This window comes from Streptomyces sp. NBC_01244, from assembly GCF_035987325.1.
Taxonomy (GTDB): domain Bacteria; phylum Actinomycetota; class Actinomycetes; order Streptomycetales; family Streptomycetaceae; genus Streptomyces.
In genome coordinates this window covers 8,877,025-8,902,629 of sequence record NZ_CP108488.1, presented here as the reverse complement: position 1 = coordinate 8,902,629, position 25,605 = coordinate 8,877,025, and the positions used below count along the sequence as shown (strand labels likewise).

The 25,605-nt window shown below is 74.8% G+C and carries 20 protein-coding genes and 1 pseudogene; 14 read left to right on the top strand and 7 right to left on the bottom strand.

Translation table 11 applies throughout. From position 1 onward, the window contains the following. The first annotated feature begins 67 nt into the window (after nt 1–67). The gene (locus OG247_RS39605) at nt 68–913 is read left to right on the top strand and encodes a GntR family transcriptional regulator (protein WP_327256799.1); all 846 of its coding nucleotides are present in this window, start codon (nt 68–70) and stop codon (nt 911–913) included. Nucleotides 914–970: 57 nt separating this feature from the next. On the opposite strand, the gene OG247_RS39600 is transcribed toward OG247_RS39605, so the two are convergent. Together OG247_RS39600 and OG247_RS39595 are read right to left on the bottom strand one after the other, a co-directional pair. Next, nucleotides 971–1,780, bottom strand: coding sequence for a winged helix-turn-helix domain-containing protein (locus OG247_RS39600; RefSeq protein WP_327256798.1), 810 nt, complete (start codon nt 1,778–1,780; stop codon nt 971–973). A 125-nt stretch (nt 1,781–1,905) separates the two neighbouring features. Continuing rightward, nucleotides 1,906–3,561, bottom strand: a complete 1,656-nt coding sequence (locus OG247_RS39595; RefSeq protein ID WP_327256797.1) for an IucA/IucC family protein — start codon at nt 3,559–3,561, stop codon at nt 1,906–1,908. A gap of 119 nt (nt 3,562–3,680) precedes the next feature. Here OG247_RS39595 and OG247_RS39590 point away from each other — a divergent pair, with 119 nt between their 5' ends. The 4 genes from OG247_RS39590 (at nt 3,681) to OG247_RS39575 (ending at nt 8,688) form a co-directional block, all read left to right on the top strand. After that, a complete protein-coding gene (locus tag OG247_RS39590) occupies nt 3,681–5,288 on the top strand; it encodes an IucA/IucC family protein (RefSeq protein ID WP_327256796.1) in 1,608 nt (535 codons plus the stop codon). A gap of 32 nt (nt 5,289–5,320) precedes the next feature. Continuing rightward, nucleotides 5,321–5,977, top strand: coding sequence for a class I SAM-dependent methyltransferase (locus OG247_RS39585; RefSeq protein WP_327256795.1), 657 nt, complete (start codon nt 5,321–5,323; stop codon nt 5,975–5,977). Between the two features lie 169 nt (nt 5,978–6,146). Next, nucleotides 6,147–7,715, top strand: a complete 1,569-nt coding sequence (locus OG247_RS39580) for an FAD-binding oxidoreductase (RefSeq protein WP_327256794.1) — start codon at nt 6,147–6,149, stop codon at nt 7,713–7,715. Between the two features lie 34 nt (nt 7,716–7,749). Continuing rightward, a complete protein-coding gene (locus OG247_RS39575) occupies nt 7,750–8,688 on the top strand; it encodes a S1 family peptidase (protein WP_327256793.1) in 939 nt (312 codons plus the stop codon). Here the strand turns inward: OG247_RS39575 and OG247_RS39570 are convergent. Both OG247_RS39570 and OG247_RS39565 read right to left on the bottom strand, forming a co-directional pair. Next, entirely contained in the window at nt 8,642–9,034 is a 393-nt protein-coding gene (locus OG247_RS39570) for a hypothetical protein (RefSeq protein ID WP_327256792.1), read from the bottom strand. The genes OG247_RS39575 and OG247_RS39570 overlap by 47 nt on opposite strands. Before the next feature lie 47 nt (nt 9,035–9,081). Continuing rightward, on the bottom strand, nt 9,082–10,077 hold the full coding sequence (locus OG247_RS39565; RefSeq protein ID WP_327256791.1) for an AEC family transporter: 996 nt from the start codon (nt 10,075–10,077) through the stop codon (nt 9,082–9,084). Nucleotides 10,078–10,351: 274 nt separating this feature from the next. Here OG247_RS39565 and OG247_RS39560 point away from each other — a divergent pair, with 274 nt between their 5' ends. From OG247_RS39560 to OG247_RS39545, 4 genes are all read left to right on the top strand, one after another. Further along, complete coding sequence (locus tag OG247_RS39560; RefSeq protein WP_327256790.1) at nt 10,352–11,590, top strand: sensor histidine kinase; 1,239 nt, start codon at nt 10,352–10,354, stop codon at nt 11,588–11,590. Continuing rightward, nucleotides 11,587–12,270 (top strand): response regulator transcription factor, encoded by a 684-nt coding sequence (locus OG247_RS39555; RefSeq protein ID WP_327256789.1) that lies wholly within the window; start codon nt 11,587–11,589, stop codon nt 12,268–12,270. Before OG247_RS39560 ends, OG247_RS39555 begins: the two co-directional genes overlap by 4 nt. Before the next feature lie 180 nt (nt 12,271–12,450). Next, nucleotides 12,451–13,494 (top strand): alpha/beta hydrolase, encoded by a 1,044-nt coding sequence (locus tag OG247_RS39550; RefSeq protein WP_327256788.1) that lies wholly within the window; start codon nt 12,451–12,453, stop codon nt 13,492–13,494. Then, on the top strand, nt 13,491–14,744 hold the full coding sequence (locus OG247_RS39545; RefSeq protein WP_442813533.1) for an acyltransferase family protein: 1,254 nt from the start codon (nt 13,491–13,493) through the stop codon (nt 14,742–14,744). The genes OG247_RS39550 and OG247_RS39545 overlap by 4 nt, the downstream gene beginning before the upstream one ends. Nucleotides 14,745–14,843: 99 nt before the next feature. Here the strand turns inward: OG247_RS39545 and OG247_RS39540 are convergent, their stop codons facing one another. Continuing rightward, on the bottom strand, nt 14,844–15,266 hold the full coding sequence (locus OG247_RS39540) for a DUF350 domain-containing protein (protein ID WP_274551086.1): 423 nt from the start codon (nt 15,264–15,266) through the stop codon (nt 14,844–14,846). A 105-nt stretch (nt 15,267–15,371) separates the two neighbouring features. On the opposite strand from OG247_RS39540, the pseudogene OG247_RS39535 reads away from it, so the two are divergent. Beyond that, nucleotides 15,372–15,803: pseudogene (locus OG247_RS39535) on the top strand (GNAT family N-acetyltransferase); the annotation flags it as partial. A gap of 1,511 nt (nt 15,804–17,314) precedes the next feature. On the opposite strand, the gene OG247_RS39530 reads toward OG247_RS39535, so the two are convergent. Beyond that, nucleotides 17,315–19,489, bottom strand: coding sequence for an AMP-binding protein (locus OG247_RS39530; RefSeq protein WP_327256787.1), 2,175 nt, complete (start codon nt 19,487–19,489; stop codon nt 17,315–17,317). Nucleotides 19,490–19,625: 136 nt separating this feature from the next. Here OG247_RS39530 and OG247_RS39525 point away from each other — a divergent pair, with 136 nt between their 5' ends. The 4 genes from OG247_RS39525 (at nt 19,626) to OG247_RS39510 (ending at nt 23,468) form a co-directional block, all read left to right on the top strand. Beyond that, nucleotides 19,626–20,006 carry a VOC family protein gene (locus tag OG247_RS39525; RefSeq protein WP_327256786.1) on the top strand — a complete coding sequence of 127 codons (381 nt, stop codon included), beginning with the start codon at nt 19,626–19,628 and terminating at the stop codon, nt 20,004–20,006. A gap of 102 nt (nt 20,007–20,108) precedes the next feature. Continuing rightward, entirely contained in the window at nt 20,109–22,037 is a 1,929-nt protein-coding gene (locus tag OG247_RS39520; protein WP_327256785.1) for an ABC transporter ATP-binding protein, read from the top strand. Nucleotides 22,038–22,102: 65 nt separating this feature from the next. Beyond that, the gene (locus OG247_RS39515; RefSeq protein WP_327256784.1) at nt 22,103–22,489 is read left to right on the top strand and encodes a VOC family protein; all 387 of its coding nucleotides are present in this window, start codon (nt 22,103–22,105) and stop codon (nt 22,487–22,489) included. A gap of 118 nt (nt 22,490–22,607) precedes the next feature. After that, nucleotides 22,608–23,468, top strand: a complete 861-nt coding sequence (locus OG247_RS39510) for an NAD(P)-dependent oxidoreductase (protein WP_327256783.1) — start codon at nt 22,608–22,610, stop codon at nt 23,466–23,468. 28 nt (nt 23,469–23,496) lie between these two features. Here OG247_RS39510 and OG247_RS39505 read toward each other — a convergent pair whose 3' ends face one another. Beyond that, nucleotides 23,497–25,599: an ATP-binding protein gene (locus OG247_RS39505; protein ID WP_327256782.1), complete on the bottom strand. Its 2,103-nt coding sequence runs from the start codon at nt 25,597–25,599 to the stop codon at nt 23,497–23,499. Between the last annotated feature and the right edge of the window lie 6 nt (nt 25,600–25,605).

Genomic DNA, 25,605 nt, shown 5'->3' with positions numbered 1-25,605 from the left:
AGCCTCCCCGAGTGGTTAGATGCACATGACCAGTTGGATAGGTGCATAGAGAAAAGGGGGCGGGGCCATGACGAAGGACGCAACCGACTCGTCAGGATCCGTACTCAAGCGGGAACGGGTCCGCGAGCACCTGCTGGGGCTCATCGACATCCGGCGGCCCGGCGACGCGATCCCCTCCGAACGCACCCTGTGCGCCGCCCTGGAGGTCTCCCGTCCCACCCTGCGCGCGGCGGTGGACGAGCTCGTGGCCACGGGGCTGCTCGTACGCGAGCACGGGCGCGGGATGTTCGTCGCCCCCGCCAAGATCACCCAGGAACTGGCCGCCGACGAAGCGGCCTTCGCGATGCGGCAGGCGGCCGGGCACTGGTCCAGCCGGATCCTGGAACACTCCACCGTCCAGGCGGGCGCCCGGATCGGTCGCCGCCTGCGCATCTCCCCCGGTGCGAGCCTGCTCTACATCGCCCGGCTGCGGCTGGTGGACGGGGCTCCGATGGCGATCGAGCACCTGCACATCCCGGCCGATCTGGTACCGGCCCTGACCCCGGCGGAGCTGGAGGCCGGAGACCTCTACGAGCACCTGCGCGACCACCACGGCGTGTACGTGCACGAGGCCCAGCAGTCCATCGAGCCGACGGTGGTCAACGAGGGGGAGGCGGGGCTGCTGGACGTCCCACTACTCTCCCCCGCCCTGCTCATCGAGCGGCTCACCACCGACTCCACCGGCCGGCCCGTGGAGTACGTGCACTCCGTGTACCGGGGCGACCGCTACCGGATCGTCTCGCGCCTGGCCCTCGGGGTGTCCCCGACGGCCGGCCGGCCGGGCGGCCACCACCCGGGGATCCCGCCGGGCGACCTCGGCCGCCGGGCGGTCATCACCTCCACCACCACCGGGGACGTCCACACGAGCACGTGACGCCGGGTGCGGACGAAGACCCCGGCCGGTCACGGCACTACGTCACCGCGCCCATGCCTATGTCACCCGGAAGCCGATGGCGGCCGGGGAGCGGTCGAAGGTCAGCCGGTCCCAGCTGGGGAAGGCGAGATCGGTGACGGCGAGCAGCCGGCCGGAGGCGTCGTGCAGGGTGCGGCGCACGGAGAGCCCGCCGGCCGCGGTGGCGGCCTGCGGCGAGTTGGTCCGGGTCATGGTGATGGTCTCCGCCACCCGGCCGGCCTGCGCGGCCCCCTCCAGCCAGTGGTGCAGGGGGCCCAGGTCCTCGTCGCGGACGCCCGCCACCAGGCGGTCCCGGTAGCGGGCCAGTTCGGGGGTCCGGACGACGGTGCGGGGACAGAGGTACGTCACCGCGTGCCGCCGGGTCTGGCCCGTCGGGCCGCTCTCGCGGTGGTGGTGGACCAGGGTCTGCTCCCCGCCGCGCATGCCGAGCTGCTCGGCGAGCGCCGGAGCCAGGGTGACGAGGGTGAGCCAGGCCTGGGCAGAGCCCCCGGAATGCACGGGTGCGGCCGCCGGTACGGGGGCGGCCGGGGCCGCCGGCACGGAGGCGCGAGCCGCGGCCGGGGCGGAGCCCGGGGCCGAATGGCCGGCCGGGAACGCCGGGCGGGTGCCGCGCCGGCCGGTGACCACTAGGCCGTCCTCCCTCAGGTGCTGGAGGGCGGCCCGGATGGTCTGCCGGTTGACCTCGTAGCGGGCGGCGAGGGTGCGCTCGGAGGGCAGCCGGGCGCCGGGGGTGAGTGCGGTGAGGTCGAGCTCGCGCCGCAACGCTGCGGCGATCCGCTGGTACTTGGGCATGGCGGCCGGGCCGCCGCCCCGCGAAGGGGAGGGCATGGCTTCTCCTCTGACGGGAGGTCAAGGACTGCGCGGTCTGCTCGACCAACGTAGCATTGGTCTATACCTGTGAGTGAGGGGGGATCCGGTATCCGGACCCTGTTTGGCCGGAACCACACGCTCCCTCAGGGCCTCAGCGGGTTGGGAAGCGGCAGGTAGCGGGAGTCGGCGCCGTCGGCGCGGGTCCAGCGCAGCAACAGGTTGGTCTTGGCCGGGAGGACCCGGGCGGCCAGCAGGGCGGCGACCTCGGGGAGGTCGTGGTCGGCGCCGAAGCGCCGGAACTCCGCGCGCGCGGCGGGCCACAGGTCGCCGGCCGCCTCCGGGTGGCTCTGCGCGAGCGCGCCCGCCACCTCGGTCAGGTGGTTGACCACCAGGCAGTAGACGAGGCGCTGCCAGGCGGCCTCCCGGTCCAGGTCCGGGAGGAGCTTCACGCCCTCCGCGTCCCGGAAGAGGGCCTGCGCGGGCACGCCCTGGGCGTCAACGGCGACCAGGGTGTTCTGGAGGTGCGCTTCCAGGACCACTCCGTGCCGGGCGAAGAGGTGCAGCACGGGCGGCACCACCTGGCGCAGGTACGCCCGCCACCACCCGGCCGGGTCGGCCGTCCCCGCCAGCGGGCTGCCCGGATAGCCCTCCGCCAGCGCGGCCGCCAGCAGGGGCGTGACCCCGGGCTCCGCGTGCGCCGCCAGGCCGTCGCGGACCAGTACGGCGAGCTCCTCGAAGGCGAAGGCGGCCGTCCGGTACCCCCGGTCGGGCAGCCAGGCAGCACCCGACCCGGACCGGCGCAGCTCCGCGAAGCCCGCCTCGACCGCCGCGTCCGTGCGGCGCAGTTTCAGCAGGTCGTGCCGCCACAGCCGGCGCACGTCGTTGGTGATCCGCACATCGAGGCTGAACTTCACGAACAGGTCGCCGGCGGCGCGGGCGCCTGTGTCCGCGCCTGCTCCACCGCTGCCCCCGCCACTGCCGGAGCCGCTGCCGCTGCCGCTGCCGCTGCCGCCGGGAACGTACAGGGTCCGGATCGAGGCGGTCGGCCAGACCGGCACCCGCCCGGTTCCCAGCGACAGCAGCCTCCCGTCCGCGAGCGCCTCGCGGACGGCGGGCCTGCCCGCGACCAGGTCGATCTGCCAGGGGTGGGCGGGCAGCAGCCGGTAGCCGGCCGGCGCGCGCGGCCCGCCCAGCGTCTCCGCGAGCGAATCGACCGCGGCGGCCGCGGCCGGCCCGCCCTCCTCGGCCATCTGGTCCTCGCGCACTCCCAGGAAGGCCAGCGGGAAACGGGCGTAGGCCTCGGGGGCGTAGGGCAGCCAGCCGTTGGCCGGCCCGCCGCCCCGGGCCTTGGGCGCCGGGTGGTGGGGGTGGCCCATGACCAGGGACTGTTCGGACCGGACGTACGGGTCCGCCGGCGGCGGCATGGTCTCGCGGGCGGCCAGCAGCGCGGCGATGGTCTCGCGGCTGTCGGCGATCTCGACCGGGAGCTCGTCGTTGGACACCCCGGTGTACTGGCGCAGTTCGTCGGAGACGAGTTTGACCAGTTCGGTATGGGTGAGCGGATGCCACCCGGCCCCGGTCCCCAGCTCGGGCCGCTCGGGCCTGCGCCCCGCGCGCACCCGCAGCGACCGTCCGCTGCCCGCCAGCCGGTACGCGCTCCAGCCGTCCCCCTCGGAATCCCCTGACCCGGCGAGCGGGGCCGGTGTGGCGGCCTCCCGCAGGAGACAGTTCAGGAGCGGGGTGGCCGCGTAGGTGTCGGCGGCGGCGTTGTCGGTGGCGTTGAGGTCCACGGATTCCATTCGGTACGTCCAGAGCGCCGGAGGTGCGCGGGGGCGTACCACCGGCCGTGATCTTCAGTATCCGCGATGATGAAGTGATCATCACGTCATCCGAGAGGACCGGGGCCCTGGATCCCAGCATGCACCTCCCCGCCACCGCGGCCGAAGAGGCCGTCGCCGCCGAACTGGCCGGGCTGTCCGAAACCGGCCCCGCCGGCACGCGCCCCGACGGCCTCGGGTCCGCCTACGCGGCCGCGCTCCCCGGCGCGCGGGGCGCCGTACTGACCCGGCTGTGGCGGGCGTTCGCCTACGAGCCGCTGCCGTGGATCACCCACCGGGAGCGGGGTTCCGGGTCGCTCGCGCTCCGGCTCGCCTCGGGCTCCCGGCTGGAGGGCCCCCTCCCCGACCCGTACGCGACGACCTTCTGCGCGGCCCGCGCGTCCGCGCCCCCCGTGACCGAGCTGCTGCTCGACGGCCGCCCCTACCGGCGGGCCGCCCCGCTGATGGCGGCGCTCGGGCTGCCGTACGGGGAGGAGTTCGCCGCCGAGCTCGACGAGAGCACGGCCTCCCTCGCCCTGTCCCGGGCCGGCCAGCCGGCCGGCCCGGACGCCGGGGACCTCACCGCCTGGGACCTCGCCGCCTGGGAATGGGAGCAGCGGGTGGTGGACGGCCATCCGTACCACCCCAACTGCCGCTCCCGCCCCGGTTTCACCGTGGCCGAGCAGCTCGCGTACGGACCCGAGCACCGGCCGCTGGTCGCCCTCGGGCTGGCCGCCGTACGGGAGGCGGAGTGCCGGGTGACCGGTGCCTGGCCGGACCGGTGGCGGGAGGCCGGGCGGATCCTCGTACCGGTCCACCCCTGGCAGGCCGAGCACGTGGTGAAACAGGGGGAAGCGCAGCACAACGGGTACGGGCACGAGCTGCGGCCCGGGCCCGCCGCGCACCCGTTGATGGCCCTGCGCACCCTGTCCCCCGCCGACGGCGGACCCCACGTGAAGACCGCGCTCAGCACCCGCCTCACCTCCTCCGTGCGGGACATCTCCGTCTACTCCATCGAGACGGCCGCCGCGGTCTCCGCCTTCGCCCAGAGCCTGTCCGAGCGGCTCGACGGCCGCCTGCACATCACCCGCACCCTGGGCGCCGTCACCGCTGGCACCCCGGACCTGGCCGCCGTGCTCCGCGAGCCGCCCGAGGCGTACGCGGACCGGGGCGCGGGCGAGCGCGTCCTGCCCGTGGCCGCCCTGGCGCTGACCCCGTACGCGCGCTCCGACGTCTGGCGGGCCGGTTTCGCCCGCCTCGCGCTGTCGGTGTGCCTGCGGGTCCTGGATCTCGGGGTGGCCCTGGAGGCGCACGGCCAGAACCTGCTGGTCGTACTGTCCGCCGACGGCGCCCCCCTGCGGCTCGTGTACCGCGACCTCGCCGACATCCGGATCAGCCCGGCCCGCCTCGCCCGCCACGGCCTGTCGGTGCCGCCGCTGTCGGGCCGGCTGATCACCGACGACGTGACCCTGCTGCGCCGCAAGCTCTTCGGGTCGCTGGTGGCGGGGGCGCTCGGCTCCACGGCCGGTTCGGCCGCCGCGCTCGCGGTGGATCTGGCGGCGGCAGCGCCCGGCCTGCCCCCGACCGCGGACACCCGGGCGCTGCTGACCGGGCCGCTGCCGACCAAGGCGCTGACCCTGATGCGGCTGAGCCCGGGGGTCCCGGGCGATCAGTGGGCCGAGCTGGACAATCCGCTGACCGGGGCCTGAGTTCGGGCTCGGGCGGGCTACTGTCCGGGGGCATGGCATCGACTTCGCGCTTGAACTCCGTCCGGTCGTCCTACGACGCCGTCGCCGCCGACTACGCCGCGCTGCTGACCGGAGAGCTGGAGGGCAAACCGCTGGACCGGGCCATGCTGGCCGCCTTCGCCGAGTGCGTGCGCGGGGACGGGCCCGGCGCCGGCCGGGCGGTCGCGGACCTGGGGTGCGGCCCGGGCCGGGTGACCGCGCACCTGGACGGCCTGGGGGTACGGGCCTTCGGGGTCGATCTGTCCCCCGCGATGGTGGCGGTGGCCCGCCGGACGTATCCGGGGCTGCGCTTCGAGGTCGGCTCGATGGCCGCGCTGGACATCGCGGACGGGGTCCTCGGCGGGGTGCTGGCCTGGTACTCCACGGTCCACACCCCGCCCTCCGGGCTCCCCGTGCTGTTCGCCGAGTTCGCCCGGGTGCTGGCGCCGGGCGGGTACCTGCTGATCGCGTTCAAGGCGGGCGACCGGCAGCTCCGGCTGGACCACGCGTACGGGCATCCGGTCGACCTCGACGTGTACTGGACACCGCCCGAGCAGGTCAGCGAGCTGCTGGCCGGAGCGGGCCTGGCCGAGACGGCCCGCCTGATCCGGGAACCGGACGCCACGGAGAAGTCCCCGCAGGGCTTCCTGCTGGCCCGCCGGGCGGGCTGACCGCGGGCGGGCTGACCGCCGACGGAGCGGCGCCGTTCCCGTCAGGGCCCGGCCGGCGGCCCGGCTCGAAGCCTCCGGGGCCGCCCCGGCATGGGCCGTTCGGGGGGCAAGCCCGCCCCCGTGGGCCCGCCTTCGCCCCGAACGGGCCGGGCGGTGGCAGGAAGGAGGGATGACCCTCCACCGCCGCCAGGTGCTCGCGGGAGCCGCCGCGGGCGTCCTCGCCCCGATCGGCTCGACTGCCCCTGCGGCGGCCCGCACGACGACCCGTACGACCACCCGTACGACGACCCGCCGCGCGGACCCGGACTACGGGGCGTTGGCCCGGGCCCTCGACGGCCGGGTGGTGACGGCGGGCGACCGGGACTACGACGAGGCCCGGCAGTTGTTCCAGCCCCGCTACGACACGGTCCGGCCGGGCGCGGTGGCCTACCCCGCGCACCCGGGGGACGTGACCGCCTGTCTGGACTTCGCCCGGCGCTCGGCCGTCCCCGTGGTGCCGCGCGGCGGCGGCCACGGCTACGCGGGCTGGTCCACCCGTGAGGCCGGACTCGTCATCGACACGGGCGCCATGGCGGAGGTGGCCGCGGAGTCCGGGACCGGGGTCCGGATCGGTGCGGGCGCCCGGCTCGGGGAGGTGAACTCCGTCCTCGCCGCGCGGGGCGTGGCCGTCCCGACGGGGCTGTGCCCTTCCGTCGGCATCGCCGGTCTCACCCTCGGCGGCGGGCTGGGCCTCTCCTCCCGCTCCTGGGGCGCCGCCTGCGACCGGCTCACCGGGGTGACCGTCGTGACCCCCGACGGGACGGTCCGCGAGGTCGGCGCCGACCGCGAGCCCGATCTGTTCTGGGCCCTGCGCGGCGGCGGGGGCGGCAACTTCGGGGTGGTCACCGGGTTCCGCTTCCGCACCCACCCGGTCTCCGACTGCGCCTTCGCGGAACTGCGCTGGTCCGCCGCCGACTCCCCCGCCGTCCTGCGCGGGTGGCAGCGCTGGCTCCGGGCGCTGCCCGATCCGTTCTGGAGCCAGGTCGAGTTCACCGTGGACGGCGGCCCGTTGGGCGCCCCGGCCCTGCGGGTGCTCTGCCTGGACGGCGGGCCGACGGAGCTGGAGCGGCAACTGACCCGGCTGTCCGACCTGGTGGGCGGTCCGCCCCGGGACGCGTGGACCGTCGTGCGCGGTTACGCGGACACCGTCCGGGCGATGGCCGGCTGCCTGGACCGGAACCCCGCCGAGTGCCGCCTGCCGGGCACCCTGCCGGGACGCGATCCCCTGGGGCGGCTCGGCCGCGACTCCTACGCCGCCCGGTCCGATTTCTGGGACCCGGACGGGCTGAGCGGACCGGCCGCCTCGGCGGTACTGGCCGCCCTGCGGCGCTACGCCGGGAGCGTGCCGCGCGGCGGGTTCGGCGTGGTGCAGTTCGACGGGGTCTGCGGCGGAGCCCTCAACCGGATCCCGGCGCGGGCCACCGCCTTCGCGCACCGTTCGGCGGGGTTCCTCGCCCAGTACCTCGTCTACTGGCCCGGTTCTGCTCCGGCCGCCGTCATCGGCCGGCACCAGGGCTGGCTGGACGCGCTCTGGCAGGACCTGCGGCCCTGGGCGGGCGGAGCCGCGTACCAGAACTACGCCGATCCGAAGCTGACCGGCTGGCGCGAGGCCTACTACGGGCCGAACCTGGCCCGCCTCGAAGAGGTCCGCCGCCGCTACGACCCGGACCGGCTGCTGCGCTTCCCCCAAGCCGTATAACCCTCCCTGCCCATCCCCGAAGAAGGAGACGGACATGCGACGTACGTTGACGGTGGCGGCGGCCACGGCCGCCCTGCTGCTGCCCGGCGGGCCCCTGCCCGAGGCCGAGGCCGGCACCGCCCCGGCGCAGGCCCCGGCGCAGGCCCCCGCCACCGACCGGTGGTCGGCCCGGGAGGCGGAGTCGTTCTGGACCCCCGACCGGATGGCGTCCGCGGTCCCCATCAGCCGGGGCGGCGCCCCGGCGGCGGTGGACGGGACCGGCCGGGACTTCGACGGCATCCCGGTCGTCGGCCGGATGTTCGTCATGAAGGGCGGCGGGGCGTACTTCTGCACCGCGAGCGTGGTCGCCTCCCCCGGCCGCGACCTGGTGCTCAGCGCGGCGCACTGCCTGCTCGGGACGGACGCCCGGCAGGTGGCCTTCGTACCGCAGTACACGGCCCAGAACCCCCAGCCGTACGGGATGTTCCCGGTCCTGCGCGACGCGGCCGGCCGCTCCAAGGTCTGGATCGACCCGCGCTACCGGCAGCTCGGCGCGGACAAGGGCGCAGCCCTCGACGTGGCCTTCGCCCAGGTCGGCCCGGACGCCGACGGCTTCCCCGTGGAGGACGTGGTGGGCGGCAACCGCCTGGTCACCGGCGCCACGTACGCGCACAAGAAGGTCTCGCTGATCGGCTATCCGGCTTCCGCCGCCCGGCCCCGGCTGTGCGTGAACCGGACCACCAAGTTCACCAGCACCGATCCGGGGATCCCCGGATCGTTCCTGCGGATCGACTGCACCGGCTACCCGGGCGGCACCAGCGGCGGCCCGTTCCTGACCGGCTTCGACGAGCGGACCGAGACCGGCGACGTGGTCGGGGTGATCGGCGGCTGGAAGACGGGCGGGGACACCCCCGACACCTCCTACAGCTCCTACTTCGGCGCCGACATCAGGAAGTTGTACGAGAAGGCTCTCGCCGGGGCGCGGGTGGCGTGAGCACCCGCACCCAGCGGGTGCGGCGCGGGTTGCCCACCGTACGGGGGGTCGCCGGCAGGCCCTGCGCGCTCAGCGGTTCGGCGGGCGCGAGGCCGAGCTGCCGGCGCAGGTCCGCGAGGGCGGTGTGCACGGGCCCGAGGATGACCTCGGCCCGCGGATGGGCGTACGCGAGGGCGTGCGCGGCCGTCTCGATGGCCTCGGCGGCGTCCTCGGCGGCGCCCCGGCTCCACCCGCCGGGTGCGGTCCGCCCCCAGGGCGCGAGGGTGTCGTAGAGGTGGCAGGCGGCATCGGCCACGGCGTCGGCCTGTTCACCGACGCCGGGCGCCGCGATCGTCGGGAGCTCCATACCCGCTCAACGAGCGGAGCCCGCCCGGGGAACGAAGACCGCCCAGGTCACGGGGAGAGCGTCTGCAGCCAGAGGGGCAGCAGCAGGAGGGCGACCAGGGAACTCTTGATCACGACGGCGGCGGAGAGGTCCACGCCCACGTCGTAGCGCTGGGCGAAGATGAACAGGTTCTGGGGCGTCGGCATCGCGGCGATCAGCACGAGGTACGTGAGCCACTCGCCCCGGACCCCGAACAGCGCCCCGCACACCGCCCAGGCCAGCAGCGGGAAGGCCACGCACTTGAAGCCGATGAGCGCCAACTCCTCGCGGGTCGTCCCACGGACGTCGAGGCCGATGCCGCCGAGGTGCAGTCCGAGGGCGAACAGGGCCACCGGGGAGGCACTGTCGCCGACGAAGGCGGCACCGTCGAGAACCACCTCCGGGACGTGCACGGAGAGCAGGTTGAGCAGGATCCCCGCGTTGCAGGCCAGGACCAGCGGGGTGACGAGCGAGGCACTGACGGCGCGGCCCAGGCGCCGGGCGGGGCCGCCGCCCGAGCCGGGGCCGGTGCGGCCCAGTTCCATGATGGCGATGACGACGAGCGACAGCACGCAGACCTGGAAGAGCAGCACCGGGAAGATCGGCGCCGCCGTGCCGAAGAAGGTGATGAACACGGGGACGGCGAAGTAGGCGGTGTTGACCTGGACCCCGGCCATCACGCGCAGCGCCACGGCCCGGGGGTCGCGCAGTCCGGCTGCCGCCGAGGCGGCGGCGACGGCCGCGACCGCGAGGGCGGCGGCCGCCGCGTAGCCGCCGATGGCCCGCCAGTCGAAGAGGGCGGCGAGGTCCGCGGCGTAGATGTTGCCGAACAGGTAGCACGGGACCGCGAAGAGGAAGGCGTAGTCGGCGAAGGCCTTGGAGGCCTCCGCGGGGACCACCTTGCGGCGCGCGAGGAACACGCCCGCGCCGAAGGCCAGCGCCACCGGTATCAGCTTCTCGAGCGCGGCCGCCCCGCCCATGCGTACCCGCTCCCCGCCGTTCGGTGATCGCCGTTCGGTGATCACCCTTCAGTGATCGTCCACGACGGCCGCAGTCTACGACGAGCGGCTGCGGCGGGCCGCGGACGCATACGCTGGACCGATCATGAGCGAGCGAGCCAGATCCCGATTCCGATCCCTCTTCCGAGCCCGGCCCGGATCCCGGTCCCCGTCCGGACCGCCGCAGGGATCCCCGTCCGGATCCCCGTCCGGATCCCCCTCCGGGTCCCGGCCCGGATCGCCGCCCCGGTCCGGGCCGGTGGACCCGGACGCCTCCCGCGCCCGGCCAGGGCAGTTCGCGGTGGCGCTGCGTACCCCCGCGCGGGCCGCCGAACCGCTGCTCGCGCAGGCGCCCAAGGCCTGGCAGCGGATGCTGCCGTACGCCGTGACCGCCGTGTGCGTGATGTCGCTGCTGCCGGTGACGATCGCGGTGCTGACCAACGACTACAAGGCGGGCGGCGGCTGGGCCGGGGCGCTGGGCGTGGCCCAGACCCTGCCGCTGCTGCTCGCCGTGACCCGGCCGCTGCCCGCCTGGGGGATGGTGCTGCTCGCGGACACGGCCGGGGCCGCCGTGCTGACCCAGGCCGACCGGGTGGCGGGGCACGCCTGGCCCTGGACCCCGATGGTGATCATCGGCTACCTGGTGCTGATGGCCTGCCTGGGCCTGCGCGAGTCCATCCGGACCCTGGTCGGGGTGTGGCTGGCGACCGGGGTGACCGGGGCGCTGCTGAGCGCCTTCCAGCCGGACGGGGTGACCAACACCGTCGCCCTGCTGTTCGTCCTGTCCGGGGTGGTGCTCGCACTGACGGGAGCACTGCGCGGGCTGGGCGATGCCCGCCAGAAGATCGCCGAGCAGGAGAGCATCAGCGAGGCCGAGCGGGCCCGGCGCACCCTGCTGGAGGAACGGGCCCGGATCGCACGGGAGTTGCACGACGTGGTGGCCCACCACATGTCGGTGATCACGGTCCAGGCGGATTCGGCGCCGTACCGGCTGCCCGGCATGGCGGAGCCGGTCCGAGAGGAGTTCGCGGCGATCGCGTCGAGCGCGCGCGAATCGCTGGGCGAGATGCGGCGGCTGCTGACGGTGCTGCGCGGCGACGAGGCGAACGGCGCCGACCGGACCCCGCAGCCGGGGCTCGGCCGGTTGCAGCAGCTGGTGGAGGCGACCGTACGGGCCGGGCAGCCGGTGGAGTTGGCGCTGGCCGCGGGCGCGGCCGGGGCGGCGCCGCCGGCCGTGGACCTGTCGGCGTACCGGATCGTCCAGGAGGCGCTGGCCAATGTGGTGCGGCACGCGCCGGGTGCTTCGACGCGGGTCTCGGTGACCTTCGACGAGGAGGAGCTCCTCGTGCTGGTGGTCAACGGCCCGGCGCGGGACGCGGTGGTGGCGGTGGAGACCTCGGGCACCGGGCACGGTCTGGTGGGGATGCGGGAGCGCGTACGGTTGACGGGCGGGACGCTGGACACCGGTCCGCTGCCCGACGGCGGTTTCCGGGTCGCCGCCCGCATGCCCATCAACACCGCTCCCGAGGAACCAAGTTGACCATCCGCGTGATCATCGTCGACGACCAGGCCATGGTGCGGGCGGGTTTCGCCGCGCTGTTGTCGGCGCAGGCCGACATCGACGTGGTGGGTGAGGCGCCCGACGGACGCCAGGGGATCCAGGTCTCCCGCACCGTCCACCCCGACGTGGTGCTGATGGACGTCCGGATGCCGGAGATGGACGGGCTCAGCGCCGCCCGCGAGCTCCTCGATCCCCCGCCGGGGGTGGTGCACCGGCCGAAGGTGCTGATGCTGACCACCTTCGACATCGACGACTACGTGTACGAGGCCCTGCGCGCGGGGGCCTCCGGCTTCCTGCTGAAGGACGCCCCGCCGGCGGATCTGATCGCGGCGGTACGGGTGGTCGCCTCGGGCGAGGCGCTGCTGGCTCCGTCGGTGACCCGGCGGCTGATCGCGGACTTCGTCGAGCGGCGGCCCGTGCCGCGCCGCGATCCCGCGCTGCGGCTGAACGGGCTGACCCCGCGGGAGACCGAGGTCCTGGAACTGATCGCGCGCGGGCTGTCGAACCAGGAGATCGCCGGTCATCTGGTGGTCGCCGAGCAGACGGTCAAGACGCACATCGGGCGGGTGCTGGGGAAACTGGACCTGCGCGACCGGGCCCAGGCCGTGATCTTCGCCTACGAGGCCGGGCTGGTTCGGCCGGGCGACACGACGGCCTGAGCGAGGAGACGGCCTGACCCGCCCGGCCCCGGACCCCGGATCCCGGATCCCGGCCCGCCGGGAGGATCTTCTCCTCCACCCCCTACCCGGGTATGACATCGGATTTGGCTCCACGGTGCGACGCCCGCTTCGCCACCTCCTTCTTACCTTCCTCCTCGTCACGAGGAGAGGAGAAGGGGCATGCGCCGCTTCGCAAAGACACTGGTCACGGCCGCACTGGCGGCGACCGTCGTCGCCGGCACCGCGGGATGGGCCTCCGCGGACGCCCTGTCCGCGGTCACCGGCCCGCCGCCGGGCGCCGCCGCCTGGCGGGCCGACACGATGTCCGGGCAGCCGCTGCCGGACCCGGCGCGGGCCACGCCCTTGGAGGTCGCGCGGTTCTTCGCCGGGCTGGACGGGTCCCGGGCACGGGACCTCGTACGGGCCCACCCGCTGGTGGTGGGCCATCTGGACGGGGCTCCGCTCCCCCTCAGGTACGAGGCCAACCGGCTGGCCGTGACGGCGACCGGCGAGCCCCGCTTCGCTTCGCTGGCCGCGCCCGGCCGGCAGATCCTGGCCTTCGACCCGCGCGGTCGGGGCACCGTCGCCGAGGTCTTCGGCGACCTGGGGCGGGCCGCGCACGTCTCGGTGATCGTGCCGGGCTCGGACAACGACGCCACCACCTACGACCGCCCGCGGGCCGCCCACACCGGCCCGGCGGGCATGGCCCGCGCCTTGTGGTCCGCGACCGGGGAGGGCGTCGCCGTCATCGCCTGGACCGGCTACACCACCCCCGTCGGGGTGGGGCTGGACACGGCCCGCGGGCGGCTGGCGCAGGCGGGCGCGGTCCGCCTCGCCCGGTTCACCGAGGGGCTCGACGCGGTCGGCGCACCCGATCCGGTGCTGTTCTGCCACAGCTACGGCTCGGTGGTCTGCGGGCTGGCGGCCCGGCACACGGACGCCACCGACATCGTCGCCTTCGGCTCACCGGGGATGCGGTCCGGCAGCGTCGAGGGCCTGCGCACCGGCGCCCGCGTATGGGCGGCGCGCGGGCCCTCCGACTGGATCTCCGACGTGCCCAACGTGGAGTTCGCCGGGCTCGGCCACGGCGCCGATCCCACCTCGGCCGCCTTCGGCGCCCGCCGGATCGACGCCGCCGACGTGGCGGGCCACACCGGCTACTTCACTCCCGGCACCCGCTCCCTGAAGGCCTTCGCCGCGATCGCGACGGGAGCGGCCCGATGAGCGCGACCATGACCGCGACGGCGACCACGCCGTCCATCCTCACCAGGGCCCGGGCGGCCGCCGGCCGGATCGATGCGAAGACCCCCGCCCACCGGGACCGGGCGATCGACGGGCTGCGGGCGCTGGCCCTGCTGGCCGTTCCGACCGGGCACTGGCTGCTCGGCGGGTTCACCCTCGACGCCGACGGGGCCCTGCACAACGCCAGCCCCCTCTCCGCCTTCGGCGGCCTGGCCCCGGCCAGTTGGGTGCTGCAGATGCTCGGCGTCTTCTTCCTCGTCGGCGGCTACGCCGCGGCGCTCTCCTTCCGGCGGCACACCGGATCGGCCGGGGCCTGGCTGAAGGGCCGGATCGCCCGGCTGGGGCGGCCGGTGCTCGGGGTCACGGCGGTGTGGGCGCTGGCCGCGCCCGTGCTGTACGCGGCCGGAGTGCCCGAGGCCACCCTGCGGACCGGGGCGAAGCTGGTGATCCAGCCGCTGTGGTTCGTCGGGGTGTACGTGGTGGTCACCGCGCTGACCCCGTACTGCGTGCGCGCCGCGCACCGCTTCGGCGGCTGGGCGGCGGCCCCACTGCTCGCCTCGGTGGCCGTCGTGGACTTCCTGCGCTACGGGCCCTTCGCGGACTCGGTGCCCGGGTGGGTGGCGCTGGTGAACATCCTGCCGGGCTGGCTGTTCGCGTACCAGCTCGGCGTGGACTGGGGCGAGGGCCGGATCGGGCGGCGCGGGGGCCTGCTGCTGCTGGCGGGCGGGGGCGCGCTGTTCGCGGCCCTGCTGATGGTCTTCCACTACCCGGCGTCGATGGTCGGTGTGCCGGGTGAGGCCCGGACCAACTCGCATCCGCCGTCGCTGCTGGTACTGGCCCTGGCCTCGGTCCAGTCGGGCGCCGCGATCCTGCTGCGGGACCGGCTGGCCCGGCTGCTGGCCCGGCCGGTGCTGTGGGCCCCGGTGGTCGTGATCAACCTGTGCGCGATGACGATCCTGTGCTGGCACCAGACGGCGATGCTGACGGCCGCCGTACCGGGGTCGTTCGCGGGCGCCCTGGCCGGGCTGACGACGGCGCCGGACAGTGTGGGGTGGATCGTGGCGCGGCTGGCATGGATGCCGGTGTTCGCGGCGCTGCTGGTGGCCATCGCCCGCTACGCCCGCCGCTTCGAGCGGCCTCCAGCAGGCCTGACGCGGTCCACGGCGGTGCGCCGCACCGTGGCGGGCCTGCTGGCGGCCGGGTTCGCGGTGTTCGCACTGGGGCTGGCGTAGAGCGGCGGCCGGAGCACCCGTACGAAACGAGAGCGCCGCTCCCCGAGGGGAGCGGCGCTCTCGTGTGGTTGGTGCGTACGCGTACGCGTGCGCGGGCCGTCAGGCGATCGAGGCGGCCACGATCGCGGCGACCGCGAGGTTGCAGGAGGCGGTCACCCACACGGCGGGGTGCGGCTCGGGGTCGACCACGATGGCGCCTAGCTTGCCCGGGGTCACCAGGTCCAGCACCAGGAAGGCCACGGCCATCAGGACCAGGCCGAGGAGTCCGAACGCCGCCGTGGAGAGCAGGCCCTTGCCGAAGCTGTCGTACGTGGTCCAGATCGAGGTGAAGACGATGCCGCCGATGCCGAGCAGCGCCGAGGAGAGCATCACGGAGGCGTTCCGGTTGCGCTCTTCCCAGATCTGCTTCGGCAGCTTGCCGGGGGTCAGCACGTCCACCAGGACGATGCCGAGGATGAGCAGCACCAGGCCGACACCGCCGAATGCGGTGGTGCGGCCAAGTCCATTGATGATGTCGCTCATTGGGAAGCCGTCTCCGGGGTGGGGTAGGAAGTACGTCGCGTGCCTGTCGTCGCGGTGGCCGAATCTATCGCACGGCACCGCACCCGACCATGGGGAGGTCAGGAAATGGCAGAGCTCAGGGCGGCGCGGCCCGATGAGGCCGGCGCACTGACGGGGCTGGTCATGCGCTCCAAGGCCCACTGGGGCTACGGGGCCGAGTTTCTCGCCGCGTGCGCTCCCGAGTTGCGGATCGGGGCCGGGGACGAGGTGCGGCGGCGGATCGTGGTCGCCGAGGCCAAGGCCGCGGGCGCGGGTGCGGGTGCCGGGGCCCGGTCCGGCGACGGCCCGGACGCCGTGCTCGGACTCGCCTCCCTGGACGGGGAGCCGCCGTTCGGACGGCTGGGGCTGCTCTTCGTCGAACCGGCCGCCATCGGCGGGGGCGTGGGACGCCTGCTGTACCGGGACGTGCTGCGGCGCGCCTCGGCGCTCGGCTTCCGCCGGCTGCTGATCGACGCCGATCCGCACGCGGCCGGGTTCTACCGGGCGATGGGCGCGATGGCCTCGGGTCCGGAGCCGGGGCCGGACGCGGGGCCCGATGCAGGGCCCGATGCAGGGCCGGGCGCTCCCGGCGGGCTGGTGCGGTTCGAGGTGGCGCCCGCGCCCCTGGCCGACTGGGCCCGGGCCTGGACGGGCGGCGGGGCGGCCGTGCACGTGGGCAACGTCGCCGAGTACAACGCGCAGTTCGCGGACGCCTCCCTGGACCGGGAACAGCGGGCAGCCCACCACTACGCCTGCCTGGCCGCCTTCTACAGCCCGCGGCCGGCCGCGCTGGTGCTGCCGCGACCGGTGCCGCCGGGCTGGATCTCCCTGCTCGGGCGCCAACTGGACTGGCCCGCCGGGGTGGAGGTGTACGACGGGCTCGCGGAGCGGGACCGGGACCTGTCGGACGCCGTACGGTCCCGGCCGGCGCTGGCCGCACGGCTGACCAGGGCCGGAGCCGGAGCCGGGGGCGAGGCCGGTACCGGAGCCGAGGCCGGGGCCGGGACCGAAGCCGCGCCCCTCGTGCCGTGGGGCCTGACCGCCCCCTTCGCCCGGCTGGCCCGGCGGCCCTGGCGGCCGGACGAGCTGCGGTACGAGTCGAAGTCCGCGGCGCACGGGCTGTTCGGCCGGATCCTCGCGGAGGGCGGGCACCCCGCGATCACGCTGCCCGCACAGTGGCGGGCGGACAGCCGGCGGGCGGCGGTCCGGCTGCTGGCGTCCCGCACCAGGGCGGGCGAGAGCACTGTTCTGAAATCGGAGCACGGCGTCGGAGGTTCGGGCACCACGGTGATGACCCCCGAGCGGGTCCGGGCGGCGGGCGGCGCCCGGGCGGTGGTGCGGGCGCTGCCGCGCGGACCTCTGCTGGTGGAGGAGTACGTACGCGGTCCGGCGGATCCGGCCGAGCCGCGCGATCTCACGTACGACGGGTTCGTGGACGCGCGGGGCCGCGTGCACGAGGTCGGCGGGGCGGTGATGGACGTGGCGGACGGCGGGTACCGCGGGGCGACGGTGGGTCCGGGGGTGCTGCCCGGGTGGGCGGAGGAACCGCTGCTCGCCTTCGGGCGCGCGGTGGGACGCGAGCTGTCGGCAGCGGGCTACCGGGGCTGGTTCGACGTGGACTTCGTCGCCGACGGCGCGGGACGGCTCGCCCCGACGGAGACGAACCTGCGCCTGACCGGGCCGTCCGTCGCCTTCGTGGTGGCGGCCCGGCTCGACGAACTGCGGGGCGCGGGACACTTCGTACGGATCGCCGACCGGGTGGATCTCGGCGCCCGGCTGCCGGAGGCGGCCTTCGGCGAACTGTGCGAGCGGCTGTCCCGCCGGTGCGCCGGGATCGGCGCGGTGTTCCTCCCCGCCATCCCCACCGGCGCCTTCGAACCGGCACCCTGGATGGGCGCCCTGGTGGCCGCGACCGGCAGGGAGCTGCTGGACGCGGCCGAACGGCTGGTGCGGGCGGAAGCCCTGTCCGTCGGGGCGGTGTTCGAGCAGATGGCCGGGGACGGGCCGGCCGGGGAGCGGCCGGCCGGCGCTCAGCCGGCCGGATCGTCGGCCCGGACCCCGTCCCGGACCGGTGCCTGCGCCGGAACCGAAGTCGGACCCGACGCCGATGCCGGACCCGACGCCGGACCCGACGCCGAGGCCGACACCGGATCCGACTCCACGTCGAAGGCACTGAGCGGCGGACGGGAGGCGTAGACCGCCACGACCCCGGCGGCGATCATCAGCGGGATGTTGAAGGCGTAGACGAGCGCGGCCTGTTGCGGCCAGTCCTGTTTGGCCGCCAGCCGGTAGAAGTTGTCCTGCGGCCACCACGCGGCCAGCAGGTAGACGATCGCCAGATGGGCGGCCGCGGTGATGCGGGGGCCGCGGCGCCCGTGGCGGCGCATCCGGGACCGGCCGGCGAACAGGAACCACACGCCGGCCGCGAAAGCCCAGCATTCGCACATGTAGAGGAGGAAGAAGAGCGTCGCGTACGGGTTCGGGACGCCGGAGAGGTCCGTGGAACCGGGCCAGAAGATCATGGTCAGGAGCATGGTGAAGCCGGCCACCAGGACCAGCCCGACCGCGATGAAGAAGATGACGCCGGCCCATCCGGCGATATTGGGCCCCGAGTCGCTCCTCACGTACCTACCGCCGTACTTGCCGCCCCCACCCCCGTCGCCGCCGCGGTCGTCCCCGGCCCGCCCCGGCGGCATCGGGAGCGCGGCCCGCTGCTCGCGGCCGGCCCTGTCCCGGGGGATCCTGGGCAGCCGGACCACGGCACTCGGCATCATGACCCCCGGAAGCCTGCCCGCCAGGTGGCGGCGGAGTTCCCCGCCGTCGGGGAGGTCGGAGCCCGGGGGCCAGGCGTCGTTCTCCGCGGCCGGGGCGAGGAAGGCGACGAGCCTCGGCCGCGCGTTCACCCCCGTACCGGCCCCCTTGACCTCGGCCAGGAGCGCGGCGCCGACCGCTTCGTGGCTGCGGATCGCGGACTCGACGGGATGGGGGTCGAGGGACGTTCCGTCGGCGGTGAGCCGGTCGCGGATCCGGCCCCGGAACTCCAGCAGGCCGTCGGCGCGCGGCGCTCCGAGGTCGCCGGTGGGGATCGGTTCGCCGCCGCCGGGCACGGTGAGGTGGATCTGCCCGTCGCGCACGTCCAGTTCGCAGCCGGGGAAGGCGGCTCCGATCAGCGAGAGCTCCTCGGACCCGTCCAAGGGGCCGGCGAGCTGCGGGAGTTCGAAGCGGGCGCCGACGCCCGCCGCTTCGGTGGGCCCGTAGACGTTGAGCAGCCGGGCTCCGGGCCGCAGCCGGGCGAGCAGCGCGGCCTGCTCGTCGAGGTAGAGGCGGTCGCCGGTGACCGTGACCATGCGCAGCGACCGCAGCCCCTCGTCGGGACGGTGCAGGGTCCGCGACAGGGAGGCCTCCCGGTCGCGGACGAGGAGCTGGGTGGCGGTGCCCGGGTCGGTGTGCAGGACGGTGACCCGCTCGGCGTCGACGGCGCGGCGCAGTGACTCGGGTGTCCAGCGCGGGCCTTCGGGCAGGACGAGGGCGCCGCCCTCGCACAGGGCCCGCGTCCATCCGGCGGCGAAGCCGGTGAGGTCCGGGGCGGCGGTGATCAGGTGCCGGTCCTCGGGTACCGGCCCCGCGACCCGGGCCCAGCCTTCGTGGGCGGCGAGGAACCGTTCGTGGGAGAGCGAGACGGCCCGCCGGTCCGCACCCGCGGTGAACAGCACGGCGGCCGTCTCCCCTCGCGGTGCCCGGTCCGGCGGGTCGGTGGGCAGTCCGGCGGTGGCGACCGCGTGGTCACCGCCGGTGCGGATCACCCGCAGGTCGCCGCCGTCGTCGAGGCGGGCCTGGTCCGCGGCGTCGGCGAGCAGGGCGAAGGGGCGGGCGGCGGCGAGCTGGCGCTGCCCCGTGCGCGGGTTCTCGACGTCGATGACGGTGTAGGCGGCGCCGGCCTTGAGGATGCCGAGGAGGAGGACGAGGAGCTCGGCCCGCGGGGCGGAGCACACGGCGACGACGGCCCGTTCGGGCAGTCCGCGGTCGAGGAGGTGGCGGGCCGACTGGTTGGCGCGTGCGTCGAGTTGTCCGTAGGTGAGGCTTTCGGCGCCCGCGGCGAGGGCCTGGGCTCCGGGGGTGTCGCGGGCCCAGCGTTCGAAGCGGGAGAGAACGGTGTCGCGGGCGCGGCGGCCGGAGTGCGTGAAGGGCTCTGATCCCTGCGTCATGGACCGATTCTGGCACCGGGCACCGACAGCCACGAGGGCTGCGAAAATCCCTCGTACGAGCGATGGTTGATCCACTATCGTCCTGCGCTGGTGCCGACTGGTACCGGTGGACAGGTTTCGAATGGTCGGAGGCCACATGGCCAAGGAATTCCAGGTGACGTACGACTGCGCCGATCCGGGCGCGCAGGCCGAGTTCTGGGCGCAGGCGCTGGGCTATCGCGTCCAGCCGGGGGGCTCCGCCGACTGGGCGGCCATCTCGGATCCGGACGGCAAGGGGCCGCGGCTCTACTTCCAGAAGGTCCAGGAGGCCAAGACCGCGGCGAAGAACCGCCTGCACCTGGACGTGCGCTCGGCACCCGGTCTGAAGGGGGACGAGAGGATGGCCGTGCTGGAGGTGGAGGCCGCCAGGCTGGAGGCGCTGGGCGCGAAGCGGCTGTACCGCCTGGAATCCGATGAGGTCAACGAAGGCATCATCGTGATGACCGATCCCGAGGAGAACATCTTCTGCCTCGACTGACCTCTCGATCGATCTCGATCGACCTGTCGAACAGGGTTCCTGGCCGTCCAAGGCCATCCGCCCCTTGACCTCAAGTTCGGTTGAGGTCCTACCGTTCGGCTCATGGACATGGAAGTCACCGCCTGGACCTCGCTCCACAGCGCGATCAACGCCCAGCAGGACCGGCGCCCGCTCTCGCGGGCCGGGCTGCGCCGGATCGCCGCCTTCGCCCGCCCGCACCGGCGCGGGCTCACCTTCTTCCTGCTGCTCAGTGTGGTGACGGCGCTGCTCGCGGTGGCCACCCCGGTGCTCGCGAGCCGCGTGGTCACCGCGATCGTCGAGGGCCGTGAGGGCGGTACGGTCACCCGCCTCGCCCTGCTGATCGCGCTGATCGCGGTCGCGGAGGCGGGGCTGGGGCTGGTCCTGCGCCGGCTGTCCTCCACGCTCGGCGAGGGACTGATCCTGGACCTGCGGACGGCGGTCTTCGACCACGTGCAGCGGATGCCGGTGGCGTTCTTCACCCGGACCCGGACCGGGGCGCTGGTCAGCCGGCTCAACAACGACGTGATCGGCGCGCAGCGGGCCTTCAGCAACACCCTGTCGGGGGTGGTGTCCAATACCGTGACGCTGCTGCTGACCCTGACCGTGATGCTGGGCATCTCCTGGCAGATCACGCTGCTGGCCCTCGTGCTCCTGCCGGTGTTCGTGCTGCCCGCCCGCCGGATGGGGGTGCGGATGGCGGCGCTGCAGCGGGAGGCGTCCGCGCTCAACGCCTCGATGGGCACGCAGATGACCGAGCGCTTCTCCGCGCCGGGCGCCACCCTCGTCAAGCTGTTCGGGCGGCCCGACGAGGAGTCGGCGGAGTTCGCGGCGCGCGCCGCCCGGGTGCGGGACATCGGGATCCGGACGGCGATGGCCCAGTCGGCCTTCATCACCGCCCTCACCCTGGTCTCCGCGCTCGCCCTGGCGCTCGTGTACGGGCTCGGCGGGCACTACGCGCTCGCCGGCACCCTGGACGCGGGCTCGGTGGTCGCCCTCGCCCTGCTCCTGACCCGGCTGTACGCGCCGCTGACCGCGCTCGCCGGGGCGCGGGTCGAGGTGATGAGCGCGATGGTCAGCTTCGAGCGGGTCTTCGAGATCCTCGACCTGAAGCCGCTGATCTCCCAGAAGCCGGATGCCCGCCGGGTGCCGGAGGGGCCCGTGGCGGTGGAGTTCGACAAGGTGTCCTTCGGCTACCCCTCCCCCGACAAGGTGTCCCTCGCCTCCCTGGAGGAGGTCGCGACCCTCGACGCGCGGGGCGGCACCGAGGTGCTGCACGAGGTGTCCTTCCGTGCCGAGCCCGGGCAGATGATCGCCCTGGTCGGTTCCTCGGGCGCCGGGAAGTCGACGATCGCGCAGTTGCTGCCCCGGCTGTACGACACCGACACGGGTGCGGTCCGCCTCGGCGGGGTCGACGTACGGGACCTCACCGCGGACTCGATCCGCGAGACGCTGGGCATGGTCACGCAGGACGGCCACCTCTTCCACGAATCGGTACGGGCCAACTTGCTGCTCGCCCGCCCGGAGGCCGGGGAGGACGAGATCTGGGAGGCCCTGCGCCGCTCCCGGCTGGACGGGCTCGTGGCCTCGCTCCCGGACGGGCTGGACACGGTCGTCGGCGAGCGCGGCTACCGGCTCTCGGGCGGAGAGCGCCAGCGGCTGACCATCGCCCGGCTGCTGCTCGCGGGCCAGCGGGTGGTGATCCTGGACGAGGCCACGGCCCATCTGGACTCCACCTCGGAGGCGGCCGTACAGGAGGCCCTGGCCGAGGCCCTGTCGGGCCGGACCGCCGTGGTGATCGCGCACCGACTGTCGACGGTGCAGGCCGCCGACCTGATCCTGGTGGTGGAGGAGGGCCGGATCGTGGAACGCGGCACCCACACCGAGCTGCTGGCGGTGGGCGGACGGTACGAGGAGCTGTACCGCACCCAGTTCGCGGCGGCCGGCCCGGACGGGGACACGCCGGCGGCGCGGGCCCTTCCGGGCGGCGCGGCGGCGGTCTCCGGCGGATGATGGCCAACGGGGCGGCCGGAACCGGCCCCCCGGAAGCACTGGGACACCGGAGTCAGGAGCAGCCGATGGACATCAAACTGGAACTGGTCGCCGTACCGGTCACCGACATCGACCGGGCCAAGGCCTTCTACGAACGCATCGGCTTCCACGCCGACCACGACATCACGGTCAGCGAGGAGATCCGCTTCGTCCAGCTCACCCCGCCGGGCTCGGCCTGTTCGATCGCCATCGGCAAGGGCCTGACCCGGATGACACCGGGTTCGCTGGACAACATGCAGGTCGTGGTCGCGGACATCGAGGAGGCCTTCGCCGATCTCAAGGGCCGGGGCATCGAGGTGACGGAGATCGAGGACATGCCCTGGGGTTCCTTCGTCTACTTCTCCGACCCCGACGGCAACGGCTGGGCGGTCCAGCAGACCACGCCGCGCCAGGCCTCGGCGGGCCCGAGCTGACGCGGAGCCCGTGCGGGCAGCGGGGTGGCTCGAGGTTCCGGTGGCGGGTTCGGGCTCCGCGCCCGTGGAGACTGTCTCCCGGGAGTACCTGAGGGATCACCGGAATGGGAGTACCGCCATGAGCACCGTCGCGCTGCTGGGGACCGGAATCATGGGAACGGGGATGGCCCGGAACCTGCTGCGGTCCGGGCAGGAGGTCCGGGTCTGGAACCGGACCCGGGAGAAGGCTGCCGCGCTGGCCGCCGACGGCGCGGTGGTCGCCGACAGCCCGGCCGAGGCGGTGGCCGGGGCGGACGTGGTGATCACCATGCTGGCCGACGGTGCGGCGGTGGCCCGGGCCATGGCCGCCGCCGTGGACGGCCTGAGCGCCGGTCAGGTGTGGGCGCAGATGGGTACGGTCGGCCTGGCCTCCCTCGAGGAACTGGCCGCCTTCGCGGGGGAACACGGGCTGGTCTTCGTGGACGCCCCGGTCCAGGGGACCCGGCAGCCCGCCGAGGCCGGGACCCTGGTCGTGCTGGTCGGCGGCCCCGCCGACCCGCGGCTGGACCCGGTCTTCGCCGCCGTCGGGAGCAGCGTGCTGCGGGTCGGGGAGGAGCCCGGGTCCGCGACCCGGCTGAAGCTGGCCACCGTCGGGTACGCGATCACCGTGACGGCCGCGGTCGGCGAGGCCCTGGCGCTGGCCGAGGGGCTGGGGGTGGACCCGGACCTGTTCGCGCAGGTCGTGACCGGCGGGCCGATGGACAGCCCCTACCTCCAGACCAAGATGCGGGCCGTGCTGGACCGGGACTTCACGCCGAGTTTCACGGTGCGCGGCGCGGAGAAGGACACCGGCCTGATCGCCGAGGCGGCGGAGTCGGCCGGGGTGTCGGTGGACCTGGCCGTCGCCGCGCGGGCCCGTTTCCACCGCGCCGACGCCCTGGGCCACGGCGACGAGGACATGGCCGCCGGCTACTTCGCGGGCTTCCCCGACCAGCCCTGAGAGAGGGCCCCGACCCGGTGGGCGGGGCTCAACCCCCGTACGGGTGGGGGCGGGTGCGCAGGGTGTGGCCGTGCCGCAGGCCCTCGCGGAAGGCCGCCTCGTACGCCTGGTCGCCGAGTGCTCCGCGCGCCGTGCGCTCGAACTCCGCCCGTACGGAAGCCAGTTCGGGTGTCCCGCGCTGCGGGTGGCCGACGGCCTGCCAGTAGGCGTGGCCCGTACCGTACGCGCGGGCGGCGCCGGCCCCGTCCCCGGTCGCCGCGCGGGCCGCCGCGAGCAGGTCGAGGCCCAGGGCCGTGCCGAAGCTGTCGCCCAGCTCCCGCTTGCCCTCCAACATGGCGCGGGCGTGTACGGCGGATTCGGCGGGGCGCCCCTCGAAGAGGCAGATCAGGGCCAGTTGGTAGTCGGCGTAGGCCCGGGTCCAGTGTTCGCCCCGCTCGGCGCAGCCGGCGCGCAGCAGTTCGGCCTCTTCCCGGGCGTCGGTGAACAGGCCCGTTCCGGTGAGCGCGAAGACCCGTACGAGGTGGCAGCGGATCCGGGGAGGGGAGTCGAAGGGCGTGCCGGGGAAGGCCTCCAGCGCGTTGTCGGAGACGATCCGTGCGGCCAGCGGCCGCCCGGCCAGCAGGTGGCTCAGGCCCAGCAGGTAGGCGGCGTCCAGCGCCGGGCTCCCGTTCCCGTCCGGGCCCTCGCCGAGCCCGGCGGCCAGGGCCTCGCAGCCGACGGCGATCCGGTGGGCCTGCTCCTGTTCGCCCTGGAGCAGCAGGGTCACCCCGAGGGCCCACAGGGCGTGCACCCTGATCCGCGGGGGCACCTCCTCGGGCCGCGCGGCGGCCAGCGCCCGCTCCAGGTAGCCGCGGGCGGCGTGCAGGTGGCCGCAGCAGGCCCAGTAGAAGCCGGCCCGGGCGGCCAGGTCCAGGGCCCGCTCGGGGGCGGTGGCCAGGTGGTGTTCGAGGGCCGCGCACAGGTCTCCGTGCACCGCCTCGACCCTGCGGTACCCGATCCGCTGGGCGGGGCCGAGCCAGTCCCGCTCGGCGGTGCGCACGAGCTCGGTGAAGTACGTGGCGTGCGCCTCCCGGAGCGCCTCGCGCTCCCCGGCCTCGTCGCGCCACATGGCCCCGTACTCGCGGATCGTGTCCAGCATCCGGTACGTGCCGTCCGCGACCCGGCGTACGACGGATTTGGCGACCAGCGCGTCGAGCAGTGGCGGGACGTCCGCCTCGGTGAGCGGGGCGGCGGCGCAGACGGCGCGTGCGGCCGCCAGGTCGAAGGAGCCGCCGAAGACGGACAGCCGCAGCCACAGCAGCCGTTCGCGCGGCGCGCACCACTCGTGGCTCCAGCCGATGGCGGTGCGCAGCGCGCGGTGGCGCGGCGGTCGGCCGGGGGCGGGCGCGGGTGCGGGTGCGGACAGCGGGCCGATCCTGCGGGCGAGCCGCTCGGCCAGCTCCTCGATGGTGTGGTCGGTCAACTGCGCGGCGGCCAGTTCCAGCGCGAGGGGTACCCCTTCGAGGCGGGCGCACACGGAGCGGGCGGCCGCGAGCCGGGCCTCGGTCCAGGGCGGCGCCTGCCCGGGGGCGGCAGCGGCGGCCCGCCGGGTGAACAGGGAGAGGGCCTCTTCGGCTCCGGACGGGTCCACGGCGTGCGGCAACGGGCCGATGTCCAGGACGTGTTCGTCCGCGAGTCCGATCGGCTGCCTGCTGGTGAGCAGCAGGACGAGGTGCGGGGCCGCGTCGAGCAGCTCCCGTACGAGGCCCCGCACGGCCGTCACCAGGTGCTCGCAGCAGTCCAGTACGAGGAGCAGCCGGCGCCCGCCGATCCATTGCCGCACCGCTGCGGCCGGGGTCCGGACGGTGTGGTCGGCGAGGTCCAGGGCGTCGGCCACCGTGGCCACGAGCAGTCGCTCGTCGGGCAGCGGGGAGAGGTCGGCCCAGTGCACCCCGTCGGGGAAGGGGCCCGCCGGGGCGGCGGCATCCACCCCCGCGCGGCGGGCCAGGCGGGTCTTGCCGACACCGCCCGGCCCGGTCAGGGTGATCAGCCGGTGCTCGCGCAAAGCCCGTTCGAGCAGGGCCAGTTCTCCGGTCCGCCCCACGAAGGAGGCGCGGTCCGCGGCCTCGTACCCGTCGCCATGTCCCAGCACCCGCCC